The 17,734-nt window shown below is 74.0% G+C and carries 14 protein-coding genes and 1 tRNA gene; 6 read left to right on the top strand and 9 right to left on the bottom strand.

All coding sequences use genetic code 11. The annotated features are described in order from the left end of the window. Positions 1-385 precede the first annotated feature (385 nt). Positions 386-2,584, bottom strand: a complete 2,199-nt coding sequence (locus ACIBAD_RS24345; protein ID WP_398908345.1) for an asparagine synthase-related protein — start codon at positions 2,582-2,584, stop codon at positions 386-388. A gap of 751 nt (positions 2,585-3,335) precedes the next feature. Here ACIBAD_RS24345 and ACIBAD_RS24340 point away from each other — a divergent pair. The 4 genes from ACIBAD_RS24340 (at position 3,336) to ACIBAD_RS24325 (ending at position 8,675) form a co-directional block, all read left to right on the top strand. Beyond that, a complete protein-coding gene (locus ACIBAD_RS24340; protein ID WP_134073152.1) occupies positions 3,336-5,003 on the top strand; it encodes a sporulation protein in 1,668 nt (555 codons plus the stop codon). A gap of 129 nt (positions 5,004-5,132) precedes the next feature. Further along, positions 5,133-6,353, top strand: a complete 1,221-nt coding sequence (gene lhgO / locus ACIBAD_RS24335) for an L-2-hydroxyglutarate oxidase (protein WP_398908342.1) — start codon at positions 5,133-5,135, stop codon at positions 6,351-6,353. A gap of 167 nt (positions 6,354-6,520) precedes the next feature. Then, positions 6,521-7,309, top strand: a complete 789-nt coding sequence (gene trmB, locus ACIBAD_RS24330; protein ID WP_398908359.1) for a tRNA (guanosine(46)-N7)-methyltransferase TrmB — start codon at positions 6,521-6,523, stop codon at positions 7,307-7,309. A gap of 52 nt (positions 7,310-7,361) precedes the next feature. Then, a complete protein-coding gene (locus tag ACIBAD_RS24325) occupies positions 7,362-8,675 on the top strand; it encodes a PrsW family intramembrane metalloprotease (RefSeq protein ID WP_134073148.1) in 1,314 nt (437 codons plus the stop codon). On the opposite strand, the gene ACIBAD_RS24320 is transcribed toward ACIBAD_RS24325, so the two are convergent. From ACIBAD_RS24320 to ACIBAD_RS24285, 8 genes are all read right to left on the bottom strand, one after another. Next, positions 8,584-9,603, bottom strand: a complete 1,020-nt coding sequence (locus ACIBAD_RS24320) for a M23 family metallopeptidase (protein WP_398908340.1) — start codon at positions 9,601-9,603, stop codon at positions 8,584-8,586. The genes ACIBAD_RS24325 and ACIBAD_RS24320 overlap by 92 nt on opposite strands. A 446-nt stretch (positions 9,604-10,049) precedes the next feature. Continuing rightward, positions 10,050-10,123 (bottom strand) — tRNA-Met (locus ACIBAD_RS24315). 121 nt (positions 10,124-10,244) lie between these two features. Continuing rightward, a complete protein-coding gene (locus ACIBAD_RS24310) occupies positions 10,245-10,571 on the bottom strand; it encodes an AzlD domain-containing protein (protein ID WP_134073144.1) in 327 nt (108 codons plus the stop codon). After that, a complete protein-coding gene (locus tag ACIBAD_RS24305; protein ID WP_398908337.1) occupies positions 10,571-11,434 on the bottom strand; it encodes an AzlC family ABC transporter permease in 864 nt (287 codons plus the stop codon). Before ACIBAD_RS24305 ends, ACIBAD_RS24310 begins: the two co-directional genes overlap by 1 nt. Next, the gene (locus ACIBAD_RS24300) at positions 11,422-11,928 is read right to left on the bottom strand and encodes a GNAT family N-acetyltransferase (RefSeq protein ID WP_134073142.1); all 507 of its coding nucleotides are present in this window, start codon (positions 11,926-11,928) and stop codon (positions 11,422-11,424) included. The genes ACIBAD_RS24305 and ACIBAD_RS24300 overlap by 13 nt, the downstream gene beginning before the upstream one ends. Beyond that, complete coding sequence (locus ACIBAD_RS24295; RefSeq protein ID WP_398908335.1) at positions 11,928-12,704, bottom strand: 2OG-Fe dioxygenase family protein; 777 nt, start codon at positions 12,702-12,704, stop codon at positions 11,928-11,930. Before ACIBAD_RS24295 ends, ACIBAD_RS24300 begins: the two co-directional genes overlap by 1 nt. A gap of 46 nt (positions 12,705-12,750) precedes the next feature. Beyond that, on the bottom strand, positions 12,751-13,365 hold the full coding sequence (locus ACIBAD_RS24290) for a DinB family protein (protein WP_134073138.1): 615 nt from the start codon (positions 13,363-13,365) through the stop codon (positions 12,751-12,753). Between the two features lie 188 nt (positions 13,366-13,553). Beyond that, positions 13,554-14,828, bottom strand: a complete 1,275-nt coding sequence (locus tag ACIBAD_RS24285; protein WP_398908333.1) for an MFS transporter — start codon at positions 14,826-14,828, stop codon at positions 13,554-13,556. A 280-nt stretch (positions 14,829-15,108) separates the two neighbouring features. On the opposite strand from ACIBAD_RS24285, the gene ACIBAD_RS24280 reads away from it, so the two are divergent. Continuing rightward, positions 15,109-16,389 carry an ATP-grasp domain-containing protein gene (locus ACIBAD_RS24280; RefSeq protein ID WP_134073134.1) on the top strand — a complete coding sequence of 427 codons (1,281 nt, stop codon included), beginning with the start codon at positions 15,109-15,111 and terminating at the stop codon, positions 16,387-16,389. Further along, complete coding sequence (locus ACIBAD_RS24275; protein WP_134073132.1) at positions 16,386-17,666, top strand: ATP-grasp domain-containing protein; 1,281 nt, start codon at positions 16,386-16,388, stop codon at positions 17,664-17,666. The genes ACIBAD_RS24280 and ACIBAD_RS24275 overlap by 4 nt, the downstream gene beginning before the upstream one ends. Positions 17,667-17,734: the final 68 nt, after the last annotated feature.

Below are 17,734 nucleotides of genomic sequence, written 5' to 3'. Positions count from 1 at the left end.
CGGGTCTGCCGGTGAGCAGGTACCGCGCCGCTCGATGCCCGCGTCCCCGCCCTCGCCGAGCGGATGCCGGCCGAGCATGCACTGGACACGCCGGAGCCACGGCCGTGAGCAGGGGCCGCCGGTGCCCGCGTCCCAAGCATTGGCCAAGCCGCATGAGTGCTGCGCGGTTCCATGTGACCTGCCCGGTAGCCGTGTTCAGTCGTTGCCGTGCCCGGGCCCGCTGGGGGCGGCGGGGCGGCGGTCGGCCGATGCCCCGTTCGTTCCCCTGCCGGACGAGGCGCCTCCGCCGCCGCCATCGCGGCCGCCGCACTGCCGGAACCCGCCCGGGGTGCCGGGGCGGCGCCGCGGTCCTGGAGCTCCCAGGGGAGCCCCCGGCCACCCCGCCTCAGGACAACGCCGGGCGGGGGGTGGGGACCCCCTGGGGGACTGCTCTGCGGCGGGGGGTGGACGTGCCCGTCCAGCAGGTGCCCCGGCGGGACAGGAGGCGGCCCAGCCACAGTTCCATCGAGACGAGTTCCGCCAGGCCGTCCAGCGGGACCGGGCGGCCCTCCGCCGCGTCCAGCAGGGCCTGTTGGACCACCCGGGCCTCGATCAGGCCCGCGTCCGCCAGGAGGGGGGCGGTGAACAGGGACAGCAGGGAGGGCAGCGCCGCCCTCAGGCCCACCCGGGTCGCCGTTTCGTTCGGGGTGTGGGTCGGGGCGCCCCAGCCCGGCGGGAGTTCGCGTACGCCCGTCGAGGAGAGGACGGTGCGCAGGATCGCGGCCCGGGCGCCGGGCTGGACCCGCAGGGATTCCGGGAGGGCGCGGGCCGCCCGTACGACCTGGTTGTCCAGGAACGGGGCGTGCAGGCGCTGGCTGCGGACCTCCACGGCCTGCTCGAAGACCCGGTGGTCGGCCGCGTGCCGGGTCAGCGCGGCGCGGGCCCGGGCCTCGCCGGGGCGTAGGGAGAGGGGCGGTCGGCCTGCGGCGGTGGTCAGGCGGATCGATACTTCCGCCAGGGCCTCCCCCGTCAGCCAGGCCGCCGCCGGGCCCGGGCGGGACCAGGTCAGGGCCGCCAGCGAGGCGTCCACCGGGTTCGACGCACCGCCCGTGACGGCTCCTTCGCGCAACCGGGCCGCCGCCGCCTCCATGCCCGCGCGGTACGGCGTACGGGCGAGTCGGCGGGCCGCCGAGTACACGGAGAACGGGACCAGCAGGGACAGGGCGGAGTCGCCCGGCGCCGAGCGGGCCAGCGCGGCGACCGGTCGCAACAGGTGGCGTCTGCGGCGGTCCATCAGGAGGTCGGCGAGCCGGGCCGGGTGCGCGTCGAGGACCTGGCGGGCGCCGTGCCCGACGAAGTGGTCCGCCGAACCGGCCGCGAGCCGGCGCCGCTCGCGGGCGGCGGTGACCAGGGAGGGGCCGGGTTCGTCGGTGAGGGGGCCGTCGAGGTCGGCGTACGGGAGGGCCTCCTCGGCGGCGGCCACGACGACGTGGTGCAGCCGGGGGTTGGAGGCGATGGCCCGGGCGCGTTCGAGTTCGGCCTCCCGGCCCTGGGGGGTGGCGAGGTCGTTGAAGGTGACGGCCAGCAGCCGGCCGCCGGACTGCCTCGTCACCGTGCCGGGCGCTCCGGGCAGGCCGGCGGCGAGCAGCGCGAGGGTCGCGGAAGCGCTGCCTCCGGAGAGGTCGGCGCCCACGCCCGGCGCGGGTGCGGGTGCGCCCCGGGCCGCGCGCCGGTCGGCGGGGCCCATTCCGGGCACCGGGCCGGGGTCGTGGGGCGGCATGTCGGGGGCATGCCTCGGAGCCGTGAGCCGGGCGCGCACGGCATCCACCAGTGCTTCGCGTACGCCCTCCACCGCGTGCTCGGGATCGGCCGTGGGCGCCGCCACCGCGAGGGAGGCCACCGGCTCGTACCCGGTGATCTCGCGCGAGCCCTCGCGCAGGATCAGCGCGTGCCCGGGCGGGATGCGCCGCACGCCGACGTACGGTGTGCCGTCGCCCAGTGCCTCCGGACTGTCGGGGCAGGCCAGCAGGGCCGCGAGGTGGCCGATGTCGAGCTGCGCCTCGATGAGGTCGGCGAGCGGCAGCGCGGCGGTGGCGTACGCCGTCCCGCCCGCCCACGGGGTGTAGAAGACGGGCCGGGCGCCCGCGAGGTCGCCGACGACCGTGATGCGGCGGCCGGTCTGGACGACGGCGGTGTAGCTGCCGGACCACTGGGTGAGGTGGCGCAGGGCTCCACCGCGGGCGGCGAGGAGCGCGCTGCGCAGTTCGGCGTCGGTGGCGCCGCAGCAGCCGAGGACGGCGAGCCGGGTGAAGGGGTCGGCGGGGTCTGCGGCCAGGGTGCGGATCTCGTCGGGGCGCCAGTCGCCGACGGCCCAGAGGGGGTCGGGGTCTCCCCAGAGCAGTTGGGCGCCGACCGGGATGACGGTGCGTTCGGCGGCGGGGTCGTCCGGATGGGCGGCGTCGGCGTCCGCGAGGCCGCCGCTCACCGGGCCGCCGGGACCGCCGGGGGCGTAGGAGCCGACGGGGCCGGATCCGCCCTGGCCGAAGACGCGGCCGGCCGTGCCGAAGCTCGCGGCGATACTGCTCCACCCGACCAACCAGCGCACCGCCGCCTCCCCAGCCTGTGGGCAATTGACCGGGGCGGGAACGTCATGGTCAGCGCTGAGGGCGCGGCCGACGGGACCCCGGGTGGCTCGGGGTCCATGCTGCCACGAGACAGGCGTGCGAGAGTGACCCATGAGGGCGCACGTGCAAACGAACACGCCGCGGACACGCGGTATTTGGCGTTCCGTTCCCACCGCCCCATAGGTCGGTTTCGGCCATTCTTCGGCCGCACTGAGGCCACACCGCGGCCGCACCGCGGCCATGCCGAGGCCGCAGCGGGGCCGCACTGCGGCCACACCACGAGCACACTGCCGGCCCACCGGGCCCGCACGTGGCGCCGCCGCACGCCGTGGAGGCGCCCGGCCGCACCGGCCCGCGGGCGCGGCCCGGGAGGCGGGATCCGCCCCCCGGACCGTTCCGCCACCCGCGGGGATTGAGGCGGCGGCATCCCCCGGCCCGCCGGATCCACGCAGCGGGCCGACCCACGCAGGGCACATCGAATCGCCGGGCCCGCTGACCGGCCAGAGCGCACGGGCGGGCGCACGGCCACACGCACGGAGCACGGGAGGGGGGCGTGCGCCCGCGGCGCGGGCCCCGCCCCGACTGTGCGGGCGGACAACAATCCCGCCATACGGAAGTCGGGGCCTTAACGCTTGGGAGGCGGGGAACTACGCTGGGTTTACGAAATGCCGGGCAACTATGCCTCGGCGGCGTATGCGTTGTGTGCGTTCCGCGTGTGACGAGGGGTGGCGCATGTCCAGGGAGCTCCGGGAGCCCAATGAGAAGCTCGGCGCCGTCCTCGCCCTCGCGGGCATCAGCAACGCCGGGCTGGCCCGGCGGGTCAACGACCTCGGCGCCCAGCGCGGCCTGACGCTTCGATACGACAAGACGTCGGTGGCGCGGTGGGTGTCGAAGGGGATGGTGCCGCAGGGAGCGGCCCCGCATCTGATCGCCGCCGCCATCGGCGCGAAGCTGGGGCGGCCGGTGCCGCTGCACGAGATCGGGCTGGCGGACGCGGACCCCGCGCCCGAGGTCGGCCTGGCCTTTCCGCGGGACGTGGGCGAGGCGGTGCGCTCGGCCACGGATCTGTACCGGCTGGACCTCGCGGGCCGCAGGGGCGGCGCCGGCGGCGGTGGCGGGATCTGGCAGTCCCTGGCCGGCTCCTTCGCGGTGTCCGCGTACGCGACGCCCGCCTCGCGTTGGCTGATATCTCCGGCGGACGGCTCGGTGGCGCGCGAGCCCGCGGCCCCGTCCCGCGAGACCGTGGCGTCGCGCGAGCCGGCGGCGGGTACGGCCTCGCCCTCGCCGATGTCCTCGTCGCCTTCCTCTGCGTCTCCGTCGTCTTCTTCGCCGTCTTCTTCGCTGTCTTCTTCGTCCACGGGTCTGCCCGCGCAGTCTTCGGGCGAAACGCCGCACGCCCCGCCGCACGCCCCGCCCGGGCAGGCGCCCGTACCGGCGGCCGTCCCCGCCTCCGCGGCCGTGGGGCTGTACGACCCGGCGCCGCAGCGCGTGGGCCACAGCGACGTGACCAAGCTGCGCGAGGCGGCCGAGGACGCGCGCCGCTGGGACTCCAAGTACGGCGGCGGGGACTGGCGTTCGTCGATGGTGCCGGAATGCCTGCGCGTCGACGCCGCGCCGCTGCTGCTCGGCTCGTACAGCGACGACGTGGGCCGTGCGCTGTTCGGCGCGACCGCCGAACTGACCCGGCTGGCCGGGTGGATGGCCTTCGACACCGGGCAGCAGGAGGCGGCCCAGCGCTACTACATCCAGGCGCTGCGCCTCGCCCGCGCGGCCGCCGACGTACCGCTGGGCGGGTACGTACTGGCCTCCATGTCGCTCCAGGCGACGTACCGGGACTTCCCGGACGAGGGCGTGGACCTGGCGCAGGCGGCCGTGGAGCGCAACCGCGGGCTGGCCACGGCGCGCACCATGAGCTTCTTCCGGCTCGTCGAGGCGCGGGCGCACGCGAAGGCGGGCGATTCGGCGGCCGCCGGGGCGGCGCTGCGGGCGGCGGAGGGCTGGCTGGAACGGGCGCGCGAGGGCGACCCGGATCCGACCTGGCTCGGTTTCTACTCGTACGACCGGTTCGCGGCGGACGCGGCGGAATGCTACCGGGACCTCAAGCTGCCGCGGCAGGTACGGCGCTTCACCGAGCAGGCGCTGTCGCGCCCGACGGAGGAGTACGTGCGCTCGCACGGGCTGCGGCTGGTGGTGAGCGCGGTGGCGGAGCTGGAGTCGGGCAACCTGGACGCGGCGTGCGCGGCCGGCACCCGGGCGGTGGAGGTCGCGGGCCGGATCTCCTCGGCGCGGACGACCGAGTACGTACGGGACCTGCTGCACCGGCTCGAACCGTACGGGGACGAGCCGCGCGTCGCGGAGCTGCGGGAGCGGGCACGGCCGCTGCTGGTGGCGCAGGCTTAGAGCCGCCGGGAGCGCGGGCGCGGACCCGCCGGCGGCTTGGGCGCGGACCCGCCCGGCAGCGCGGGCGCGGACCCGCGTGGCCGCATTGTCAGTGGCGGGGTGCAGTATGCAGGGGTGGGAGGTGGCGGCTTGGGCGGCGGCGTGGGCAGCGCGGGCAGGGTCGACTGCGATGTGCTGGTGATCGGCGGTGGCATCGTCGGCCTGTCGACGGCGCACGCCCTGGCGCAGCTGGCTCCGGGGACGCGGGTGGTGGTGCTGGAGAAGGAGTCCGGCCCCGCCCGGCACCAGACGGGCCGCAACAGCGGGGTGATCCACAGCGGGATCTACTACCGGCCGGGGTCGCTCAAGGCGCGCTTCGCGGTGCGCGGGGCCGCCGAGATGGTGAAGTTCTGCGCGGAGCACGGGATCGCCCACGAGGTCACCGGGAAGCTGATCGTCGCCACCGAGCGGGACGAGCTGCCGCGGCTGCACGCACTGGTGCAGCGGGGCCGGGAGAACGGCATCCCCGTGCGCGAGCTGGGCCCGGCGCAGATCTCGGAGTACGAGCCCGAGGTGCAGGGTCTGGCCGCGATCCAGGTCGGCACCACCGGGATCGTGGACTACGGGCAGGTGGCGCGGCAGCTCGCGGAGTCCTCGGGGGCGGAGATCGTCTACGGCGGGGCGGTCGACCTGATCTCGCGGCGCGCGTCGGGGGTGGCGGTCCGCACCACGTCCGGGCTGGTGGTCCGTTCCCGTGTCCTCGTGAACTGCGCGGGCCTGCAGTGCGACCGGGTCGCGCGGCTGGCGGGGGACGACCCGGGCATGCGGATCGTGCCGTTCCGCGGCGAGTACTACGACCTGGCACGCCCTTCGCTGGTCCGGGGGCTGGTCTACCCGGTCCCGGACCCGGCGTTCCCCTTCCTCGGCGTGCACCTGACGCGCGGGATCGGCGGCGGGGTCCACGTCGGGCCGAACGCGGTGCCGGCGCTGGCGCGCGAGGGGTACGGGTGGGGCGTGGTCCGGCCGCGGGACGTCGCGGACGAGCTGGCCTGGCCGGGATCCTGGCGGATGGCCCGGCGGCACTGGCGGTACGGGGCGGGCGAGATCCACCGCTCGCTGTCGAAGCAGGCGTTCACGGAGGCGGTACGGCGGCTCCTGCCGGCGGTGTCGGCGGCGGACCTGGCCCCGGCCGGGTCCGGGGTCCGGGCGCAGGCCGTACTGCGGGACGGGACGCTGGTGGACGACTTCCTGATCAAGGAGGGGCCGCGCACGGTGCACGTCCTGAACGCGCCGTCGCCGGCCGCGACGGCTTCGCTCCCGATCGGCCGTGAAATCGCCCGCCGGGCCCTGTCGTCGCTCCGCGCCTCGTAGCCCGGACCTCGCAGCCCGGACCTCGCAGGCCGCCGGCTCCGCCCCGGACCCGGGCCCGGCCCCGGACCCGGGCCGCGAACGCCGGCGGGGCCGGACCGGGGCCGGGGTCGTAGAATCTGGGCATTGTGTCTGAGTCCCTCACCCCCCAGCCCAGCGCCCCGGAGACCGTGCCGGAGGCGAATTCCTACGTGCCCCCGAAGTGGCGGACCGAGCCGCGGTTTCCCGACGGGCCCGCCCCCGATCCGGCCGGTTCGCACCACGAGCGGCGGATCCGGAGCTTCCAGCCGCGGCGCAGCCGGGTCACCACCGGGCAGGGCGAGGCCCTGAAGCGGCTCTGGGGGACCTGGGGGCTCGACATCGACGGACACTCCGTCATCGATCTCGACCAGCTGTTCGGCGGGCGCGGGCTGCCCGTCGTCCTGGAGATCGGCTTCGGTATGGGCGAGGCCACCGCGCAGATGGCCGCCGCCGATCCCGCGACCGGGATCCTCGCCGCCGACGTGCACACCCCCGGCCAGGGGAACCTGCTCGCGCTCGCCGAGCGGGGCGGGCTCGACAACGTCCGCGTCGCCAACGGCGACGCCATCATCCTGCTCCGCGAGATGCTGGCGCCCGACTCCCTCGCCGGCCTGCGCGTGTACTTCCCGGACCCGTGGCCCAAGGCCCGCCACCACAAGCGGCGGCTGATCCAGCCCGAGTTCCTCGACCTGGCTGCGACCCGCCTGGCCCCCGGGGCCGTACTGCACTGCGCGACCGACTGGGAACCGTACGCCGAGCAGATGCTCGAAGTGCTCACCGCGCACCCGGAGTTCGAGAACACCCAGGCGGACGGCGGCTACGCGCCGCGGCCCGATTTCCGGCCGCTCACCCGCTTCGAGGGGCAGGGTCTCGACAAGGGCCACGTCGTGCACGATCTGCTCTTCACCCGACGGGGCCACGCTTCCCCGAACGAGTAGAGAAACCGGACACGTCACTCCTCGTGTCGGAGCGGCTCGCTAGAGTCATCGTGTGTTCCGAGCGCTCCCTGCTGTCCGCGGTGTCCGTGCGTGCGTGCTCGCCGTGCTGTCGCTGTCGGGGCTGGCGATCCTCGAACTCGTGCGGGAGCAGACCGGTACCGCGGGGTTCTTCGTCGGCCTCGGGCTTGCCGTGCTGCCGGTGCCGCCGCTCTTGGCGGCCTTCCGGTGGCTCGGCCGGGCCGCCCCCCGCCCCTGGGCGCAGTTGCTGTCCTGCTTCGGCTGGGGCGCCTGCACCGCGGCCCTGATCGCGATACTGGCCAACAACTTCGCCACCGAGTGGATAACGGCGGCCACCGCCGATGCCTCGGCCGCCGACCGGCTCGGCTCGGTGGCGATCGCCCCGGTGGTCGAGGAGAGCGCCAAGGCTGCGGCCCTGCTGCTGGTGTTCGTGTTCCGGAGGCGCCAGTTCACCGGCCCCGCCGACGGGTTCGTGGTGGCCGGGTTCACCGCCACCGGCTTCGCCTGCACCGAGAACGTCCTCTATCTGGGCAACGCGTTCGGCGAGGACGTGGAGAGCGGCGCCGCCGCGCTGGACTCGGTGACGGCCGCGACCTTCTTCGTACGGATCGTGGTCTCGCCGTTCGCGCACCCGCTGTTCACGGTGCTCACCGGGCTCGGTTTCGGCGCGGCCGCGCTCGGCGCGGGCCGGATGCGCCGGATCGGTCTGCCGCTGCTCGGGCTGCTGGCCGCGATGGGCCTGCACGCCCTGTGGAACAGTTCGTCGCGGTTCGGGGAGTACGGGTTCTACGTGGTCTACGGCTGCGTGATGGTCCCGGTGTTCGGGCTGCTGCTGTGGCTGGCCGTGCGCATAAGGCGGCGCCGGCTGCGGGCCGTCGCCGGGGAGCTGGCGGTGTACGCGGCCGCGGGCTGGCTGCGCCCGGCCGAGGTGCCGGCCCTGGTGTCGATGCCGGCCCGGTCGCTGGCCCGGGCGCTGGCCCGGTCCACCGGGGGCCGGGCGGCGGGCCGGGCCGTCGCCCGGTACGAGGCGGACGCGGCCGCGCTGGCCTTGTTGCGGCACCGGGCCCGGCACGGCGGGCCGGCGGGGGTGCCGGATTTCGCCTGCCGGGAGCGGGAGTTGCTGCACCGGCTGTGGCTGCGCAAGGCGACGGCGGGGCCCGCACTGGCCCGGGCCGCGGTCCTGGAGGAGCTGCTTCCGCCCCGCCCGGTCCCCCTCGCTCCCCTGGAACCCCTGGAGCGGGTCTTCGTACCGCCCGCTAGACGTTCAGCCCCTTGGACTCCAGCCACGCCAGGGGGTCGACCGTCGAGCCGCCCCTGCGTACTTCCAGGTGGAGATGGGGTCCGGTGACGTTGCCGGTGGCGCCGACGCGGCCGATGGTGTCGCCCGCGCCGACCGAGCCGGAGGTCACCGACATCGAGGACAGGTGGCAGTACCAGATCTCCGTACCGTCATCGAGCTCCAGCACGATCCGGTACCCGTACGCCCCGGACCAGCCGGCCGAGGTGATCTTCCCGGCGCCGACGGCCTTGACGGGAGTGCCGGTCGGGGCGGCGAAGTCGAGGCCGGTGTGGTGCCCGGAGGACCACATGGAGCCGGCGTCGCCGTAGTGCGAGGTGAGGGTGTAGGCGGAGGTGGGGAGGGAGTAGCCGCCGGCCATCTTGGCGATCCGCTCCTGCTCCGCCTTGGCGTCGGCGGCCTCCTTGGCCTCCTTCGCCGCCTTCTCGGCGGCCAGGCGGGCGTCCTCCACCTCCTTCTGGGCGGCCTCCCGCTTGGCCTTGGCCTCCGCTGCGGCGGCCTCCTGCGCCTCCCGCTCGGCCTGCGCCCGGGTCTGGGCCTCGGCGGCGCTCTCCTGGGAATCGGCCTGCTGGAGGATGCGGCCCACGAGGGTCGCGCCGGCGTCGGTGTGCCGGGCCGCCTGCTGCGCGATGATCCCGGTCGGCTTTCCGGAGGCCGCGGTGTCCGCCGCGGCGCCTTCGGCCTCCGCGTGCCGCTGCCCGTCGCCCCCGCCCATGCCGAAGTCGGGCAACGACGGCATGGAGATGGCGACTTGGGGCCGGTCCTGCGCGGTGGCGATGCCGCCGGCTCCGACGGCCGCGATCACGCCGACGCCGAGCACGGTGGAGCTGCGGGCAAGTCCCCCGCGCTGCTTGGCGACCCGGTGCTTGCCGCGGGGCGGGCGGGCCGAGTCCTCGGTGGGGTTCCACTCGCCCCAGGCGCCCGCGGTGGGCTCTTCCTGGAGCTCTATGCCTTCGGGGGCAGGCGAGTTGGAGGCCACCGGGCCACACTCCTCAGGGGGACGCGCACGCGCACGGCGCCGTCTCTTGCGACGGCTGGGACGACCGCGCTGCGTTATCGAACGGTAATGTACGGAGGGGAGTGATTCCAAGCTGTTGCGATGGATCGGTGGCGCTAATCAGCCACCCTCTGCGGGGCATTGGCCATAACTAAAGCCACTTAAGCGGATCAACTCGGGCAAAAATCAAGCAAGATCCACATCTCTCCAGCCACACGCGCCCCTTGACGTGCCGTCATAAACCTTTGAGGGCCCACCCGTTCACTCACGCACCGTCACCGAGCGACCACGGGTACGGTACGCATGCGCTCCGGCTCGCCCTCGCGCACCGAGGCGAGCCGATCGCGAGCCGATCGCGAGCCCGGAGACGGGACGGGCGAGAACGACGAAGGCCCGGTTCCCAAGGGGAACCGGGCCTTCGTACTGAGTAGCGGGGACAGGATTTGAACCTGCGACCTCTGGGTTATGAGCCCAGCGAGCTACCGAGCTGCTCCACCCCGCGTCGGTAAACACAACTCTACGTCATCGCGGGGAGGGGCTGCGCCAATTAACCTTCCCGCCCCCTCCAGGACCGACATATCTGCAGGTCAGAGCGGTATGGAAGGCCGGAAAGACGGCTTGCATCAGCCCGTGGCCAGGCGGAGCAGGGCCAGGGACCCGATGCCGAAGGCGATGGTGAAGTAGAAGTTCCGGGTGCGCCAGGCCAGCAGCAGGGTCGGCACGGCCAGCCAGAGGCCGTAATTGCCGGGGCCGAGGTCCAGCGTGCCGGACGGCGCGAACAGGGACGGGGCGAGCAGGGCGGCGATCACGGCGGGCGGCACCTGCCGCAGCCAGACCACGACGGGCCGGGGCAGGGCCGCCGCGGCGAGGAAGAGGGTGGGCACCAGGCGGGGGCCGAAGGTGACGGCCGCCATGCCGGCGATGGTCAGGGCGAGCGTGAGGTCGCTCATCAGCCCGGTGCTCCTTCCTCGTCGCGGCGGTCCGGGCGGTCGGCCCGGGCGTCCGTGTGTGCCTCGCGGGGTGCGACGGCCAGGCCGAAGGTGGCCGCGGCGGCCGCCGCGACGAGCACGGCCCAGTACTGGAGGCCGAGCAGGGTCAGGCCCACCGCGCCGCCTCCCGCGACGACGGCGACGGCGAGCCCGCGCCCGTCGGCGATGATCCCGGCCGCCAGCAGGGCCATGAACATGGCGGGCAGGGCGTAGTCGAGGCCCAGCGCCTCCACGTCCGTCACCAGGTCCCCGGCCAGCACGCCCACGAGCGTGCCCGCCACCCAGGAGGCGTGCACGGCCGTGTTGAAGGTGAAGACCTCCGCCCTCGGGCGCTCCGCGCGGTCCGCGTACTGGGCGGAGTGCACCGCGAAGGCCTCGTCGGTGAGCTCGAACGCGAAGAGCGCCTGCTCGCGGCGGCGCCACCCGGCGAGCCGGGGCGCGATCGCGGCGGACAGCAGCAGATGGCGCAGGTTGACCACGAAGGTGGTCAGGACGATGGCGTACGGGGCGGCTCCCACGGCCAGCAGCTGAAGGGCCGCGAACTGCGAGGAACCCCCGTACACGAAGGCCGACATGGCGACCATCGCCCACCAGGGCAGGCCCGCGGTGTGGCCCAGCACACCGAACGCGAAGGCCACCGGCACGTATCCGAGCACCACGGGCACGGCCTGCCCGAAGCCCGCCGCCCAGGCGGCCTTGGGCGGGCGGGGCCCGCGGCCCGGCCCGGCCGGGGCGGGGGCGGCCGGTCGGACGGCCCCCGCCCCGGTGGCCCCGGCCGCGGCGTGGTGCGCCGGGGCCGGGGGGTCGGTCGCTACAGATCGCACTCGAAGGTCCTCTCTCCCAGGGCCGGGCGGAAGCCCACGCCCGTCCAGAGGGCGGTCGCGGCCTCGTTCCCGTCGAGGACGGCGAGGAAGATCCGGTTGACCCCGCGGCGGCGGAAGGCCGCCAAGGTGTCGACCGCCATCACCCGGGCCAGCCCCAGCCTGCGGTGGCCCGGGTCGACCACGGCGTGGCTGATGCTCCCCCGTACGCCGAACGAACCGGCGAGCAGCGCCGCGACGACCCGGCCCGCCGGGGTGCGGATCACCCGGCAGAGGTCGGAGGAATGGGCGAGGTGCCCGGAGAGCAGCCGCTCGTCCTCCCATTCGCAGTACGCGGCCTGCGGCGCGGCCCGCAGCAGCTCGATCACCTGCGGGACGTCGGCCGCCGTCATGGGCTCGGAGGCGGCCGGTGCGGCCGGAGCCGGGGCAGGGGTACGGGGCTCGTACGGCCCGACCAGTACGTGCGGCTCGTCGAGCGCCAGAGCTGCGGCGCTCATCAGACCAGCGTCTCGTACGGGGAGCCGGGCAGGGAGAAGGAGATCGCGAGGACGTCGCGGTAGCCGCCCTTGTCCTCGGCCGCGCTGAGGCCGGTGACGTGGTGCTTCATGGCGCGGTCCTCGAAGATCAGCGAGTCGAGCGGGGTGAGGAAGGTGCCCCTGGCGAGCGGCTCCTCGTCCCAGGTGAACACGGTGCTGTGGCCGCCCTCCACGTCGACGCGGGAGATGAGGTGCAGGCCGGCCCACGGATAGCCGTCGGAGTGGATGCCCTCCGGGACCAGCTCGCTGTACTTGCCCGGGTTGATCTCGATGCGGATCTGGTGGATCTGGCAGACCCAGGCGCGGTCGCGGTACTCGTCCTCGATCGGCAGGTTGTCGAAGTCGTAGCGGACCAGGGCCTGGAAGAGCGGGTTGCGGCGGGTGGCCTCCTCGACGTCGCCGAAGTGGCGCTCGATGCCGCCGACGAAGGCGTTCATCGCCTCGCTCTGGTAGTACGCGACGTGGTCGAGCGGGGCGAGCTCGCCGGTGGCGGGCACGTACGTGAAGTCGCTGTAGCGGCGGGTGCGGACGGCGCAGTCGCCGCCGCCGAAGTGGGTGTCGGGGGTGAGCCGGGCCCAGGAGGCCTGGAGGTCGTCGAAGGCGGCGGCGAGCTCGGGGGCCAGGGTCAGGTCGGCGGCCGACACGAGGGCGTAGCGCTGCTCGCGCAGGGTCTCGCGGAGGTCGGGGCCGACGGAGGTGATGGTGTCGGGGGCGGGCTTGTGGGCGACGGTGGTCACGGCGGTGTTCTCTCTGCTGGAGGCGGTGGAAGGCGGAAGCGGGGGCTCAGCGCAGGCCCAGCGACTCGTACGTGGCGTCCAGTTCGGCGACGTCGAGGCCGGCGGCTTCGCGGACGAGGCGGATGGCCCGGTAGATCTGGTTGATGTGGGCGATGTCGTGGCCGATGACCTTGCGGATCATGACCTCCATCGTTTCGCCGCCCTGCTCGCCGTGGCGGCCGGTGCGCTGCCAGTCCTCGGGCGGGAGCGCGGCGAGGAGGGCGACGTTGGAGGCGCGCAGGCCGGTCCAGGCGTCGAGCATCTGGCGGAACGGGAGCCGGGGCAGCGGGGCCCACAGCTGCTCGTCGTAGCCGGGGTAGACGGGGTTGTCCTCGGTGGCCACGAGGCGCCAGCGGAAGCCGTAGACGATGTCGACGTCGAAGAGGTGGCCGACGATGAAGGCGGCGGGCCACTCGCCCGGCTCGGGCACGGTCTCCGCGAGTTCGGTGGGCAGGTCGGCGAAGAGCTGCGCCGCCCAGACGGGGGTCTTGGCGAGCACGTCGAACGCGTCGCGCTCGCCGGCGACTTCGAGGAGGGCGGAGACGTACGCGGCGGGGTCCTCGGTGGCGGAGGGGATGTCGATCCGGTGGACGCCGGCGACGGCTGCGGTGCGGGTGGTCATGTCGAGGTGCCTTTCGGGTGGGTGGGCTGGTCGGGTACGGGTACTGCGGGTGCTGCGGAGCCCGGCGGGTACGGCGGGTACGGGTACTGCGGAGCCCGGCGGGTACGGCGGGTACGGCGGGTACGGGTACTGCGGATCCCGGCGGGCACGGCGGGTACGGGTACTGCGGATCCCGGCGCCGGAAGAGGTCAGGCCGCCGCGGCCGGTTCGGGGGTGTCGGCGGGCTGCGGGGCGCTCACCTCCCGGCGGTTGCCCGGGTCGGCGCCCAGGACCAGGAGGGCGCCGAGGGCGGCGACGGCCGCGCAGGCCGTCCAGTGCAGCGGCGGCGAGATGCTGTAGAGCAGGCCGCCGACGGCCGGGCCGAGGGCGCCGCCGAGGGTGTGGGCGATGCCTTCCGCGCCCTGGTAGCGGCCGCGCAGGTGGGCCGGTGAGAACTCCGCGGGGTACGCGTTGGCGATCGGGGTGTAGACGGTCTCGGCGACCGTCCACACCACCACCGTCAGCGCCAGCAGCCAGACGGCCTGCATCGCGCCCGTGAGGGCCATGCCGATGCCCAGCAGGGCGAGTCCGGCGGCGATCACCCGGCGCGGGTTGCGGCGCTCGGTGTGCTTGGTGAGCGGGAGTTCGATGACCACGCAGAGCAGGGCGTTGAGGCCGAGCAGCAGGCCGTACACCTTGTTGTCGAACCCGGCGTCGGTCACGTGCAGCGGGAGGGTCGCGGTGGACTGCCCGTACACGAAGGTCGCGGCGACCATCGAGCCGAGGAAGAGCAGGTACGGGCGGTCGGAGAGCACCTCCCGGTAGCCCCCCTTGCCCTTGCCCTTGCCCCTGCCCCTGCCCTTGGCCTTTGCCGCCGCCTCGCCCGCGGGTGCTTCCACCGGCGGGCGCCCGCCCGGCAGCGTGCTCAGCGCGAGCACGCCGAAGGCGAAGGAGAACAGCGCGTCGCCGAGGAAGACGTACGTGTACGAGGCTCCGCTGAGCAGGCCGCCGACGAGCGGGCCGACCGCCATGCCGACGTTGATGGCGAGGCGCAGCACGGCGAAGGCCGTCACCCGCTGCTTCTCGGGTACCACGTCGACGAGCAGCGCGCCGGCCGCGGGCCGGTACAGCTGGGCGAAGACGCCGACGAGCCCGACCAGCGCGGTGGTCTCGAACAGCCCGTCCGTCAGCGGGACGAGGGCCGTGGCGGCGCTGCTGCCGAACATCGACACGGCGATGGCGGTGCGCCGGCCGAACCGGTCGGCGACCGTGCCGCCCACCGCATTGCCTATGAAAGCGCCGACTCCGACGACGCCGAGGGCCACGCCCGCCTGGAATGCGGAGAATCCCCGGGCGACCAGGAAGAGCACCAGGAATACGTTCAGAAAATTTCCGAATTTGATGAGGAACATTCCGGAGAAGATCACCCAGGCGCTTCTGGGCAGGTCCTGCAATCGTCGGCGCAAGGGGTCCTCGCCGGCCATGGGGGGCTCCTTCTCGATCGGGGGACGCATCGCCCTTCTCGATCGGGGATGCATCACGGATGCGGTGGCGTCCACCATGAAACTCGCCGGTCAAGGCCCTGAACAGGGCTGAGGGCTGGCACAAAGGGGGCTGGCACATTCCTGCCTGGGCACCGGGACCTGCCCGTTTCAAGATCACCCAAGATCACCCAAGGGCGGCCGCTGCGTCATTCGTGCCGGGCATTCTTGTGCCAGCCCGCATCCATTTCCCGGCCCGGAATTCTGCTGCAGTGTTCTGGCCATGACCGAACACATGCTTCTCGTCGTCGGCGGACGGATACAGACGCTACGCAAGGCGGCGGCCCTCGGAATCCGCTTCGTGCTGATACAGCACAAGGACCAGTTCGTGCCCGAGGCGGCCGAGCTGGCCGAGGCCGTCCTCATCGCCGACTACACCGACTGGGACGTCACCCGTCCGCTGGTGGAGGCCGCGCAGCGGGCGTACGGGTTCACCCGGGTCGCCTCGATCACCGAGCCGGGCCTGGTCCCGGCCGGCCGGATCAGCGACCACCTGGGGCTCGGCAACACCTCGGAGGAGGTCGCCGAGCTGCTGCGCGACAAGCACGCGATGCGGCGCCACCTGGCCGCGTCCCCCTCCCCGCAGGTCCGGGCCCTGTCGGTGGCAGCCGCCGAGGTCGACAGTGCGCAGGCGCTGACCCGCTTCGGCGCCGAGCACGGCTACCCGTTCGTGCTCAAGCCCGTGGACGCCACCGCCAGCCTGGGCGTCGTACGGATCGACGGGCCGGAGCAGGCCGCCGAGGCCTGGGCCGGGGTGGAGGCCCTGCGGGCCCGCACCGACCTCCAGTGGGGTGCGTTCTTCACCATCGGCCGCTTCATCGCCGAGCAGTACATCCCCGGCCCCGAGTACAGCGTCGAGAGCTTCTCGTTCGCCGGCCGGCACATCGTCCTCGCGGTGACAGAGAAGCTCACCGGCGGCGGGTTCATCGAGCTCGGCCACGCCCTTCCGGCCCGCCTCGACCCGGCGGACGAGCAGCGCGTCGAAGAGGCCGTCGCCCGCTTCCTGGACGCGATGGGCCTCACCGACGGGGCCGCCCACACCGAGCTGCGGCTGTCCCCGAGCGGCCCGCAGATCATCGAGAGCCACAACCGCATGGGCGGCGACCGGATCTTCGACCTGCTGGCCTCGGCCTACGGCATCGATCTCGAAGAGTGGATCGTGGCCTGGCAGTTCGGGCTGATCCCGGCCCTCACCGAGCGCCCCGTTCCCCGCCACGCGGCGGCCACCCGCTTCCTGTCCGCCGAGCCGGGCACGGTCGTGGAGATCCAGGGCGCGGACGACGCCAGGGCCCTGCCCGGCGTCATCGACGTGGAGACCGCCGTGCGGCCCGGCGACACCGTCGGGGAGCTGCGCGGCAACTGGGACCGGGTCGGCCAGGTGCTGGTCACCGGGGCGGACACCGAGGCCGCCGTCGCCACCGCCGAGCGGCTCACCGAGAAGGTCACCGTCGTCACCACCCGCACCGCCCCCCTGCACGCCTCCCATGGAGAGACCGCGTCATGAAGATCCTGCTGATCATGCGGAACACGTACGCGTGGCACCGCGAGCACATCGAGACCCTGGAACGGATGGGTCTGGAGATCCACCTGGCGACCCGGGTCGCGCAGGCCGCCGACGACGGCCGGTTCGCGAACGTCGTACCGATCCCGGAGGAGCTGGAGGGGGCGGACCTCGCCGAGTTCTGCGCGACCGCGGCCCGCAGGCTGGGCATCGCCTCGGCGATCACGTTCTACGACAGCGACATCGCCGTCACCTCCCGGGTCAACCAGCTCCTCGGGCACGCCTGGCCGCGCCCCGAGGCCGACCTGGTCTCCCGCGACAAGCAGCTGCAGCGCTCCTTCCTGGAGCGGCACGGTCTGCCGGGCCCGAAGTTCGCGGGTGTCACCGGGGTCGAGGCGGGTCTCGCCGCCGCGGAGGCCTTCGCGTACCCGTTCATCGTCAAGCCGAGCGCGCTGGCCGCCAGCATCGGCGTCAGCCTGGTCCGCGACCGCGCCGAGCTGGAACGGGCGCTGACCGACGTGGCCCGCCTCGCCGAGGAGTGGGGCGGCTACTTCCCCAGCGACGGCCCCGAGATCGCGCTGCTGGAGGAGTTCCTCCCGGGCAAGGAGGTCACCCTCGACGGGGTGGTCCTGGACGGCACGTTCCACTTGGTCGGCGTCACCAACAAGATGCAGATGCCGGGCCCGTACTTCGAGGAGGACTTCTACACCCTCCCGTTCCGCACCCCGGAGGAGGAGCCGGAGCTGGTCGCGGTCGCCGAGGGCATCGTGGCGGGCCTGGGCGTGCGGCACTGCCTGTTCAACGCCGAGTTCCGGCAGGACTCCGAGGGCCGCTACCGCGTCGTGGAGTTCGCCACCCGGATGAGCGGCGGCCAGAACTACCGCAACCTGCGCGAGGTCCACGGGATCGACGCGGTCCGCCTCTACGCCAAGGCCGTGCTCGCCGGGGACGACGCGTCCGCCCTCGGCACCCTCCTGGACGGCGAGGTGCTCCGGGCCGCGGTCCCGCGCGCCGCCACCTGCATCAAGTTCGCGTACCGGACCGGGACCCTCGTCCGCAACAACTCCGGCGACGCGACGCACTCCCCGTACTTCCGCTCGTACATCCCGGCCTCGAAGCCGGGCGACCGGCTGCGGCGCGCCCCCGAGGGCTGGTACGAGATCGCCGGCTCGCTCGCGGTGGCCGCGCCCTACCGGAGCGCCGCGGACATCGACCGGGTGGAGCGGATCGCCGCCGACCTCGACGAGCGGCTCGACGTGGTCGTCGTACCGGCCGCCTGACCGGCCGCGCGCCCCTCCGGCGCGCACCGCCCACGGCCGACCGCCCACTTCCCGAGGCGATGTTTCAC

This window comes from Streptomyces sp. NPDC051109, assembly GCF_044455885.1.
Taxonomy (GTDB): Bacteria; Actinomycetota; Actinomycetes; order Streptomycetales; family Streptomycetaceae; genus Streptomyces.
Note: the sequence above shows the minus strand (reverse complement) of the source record. Positions and strands in the feature narration are given on the sequence as shown.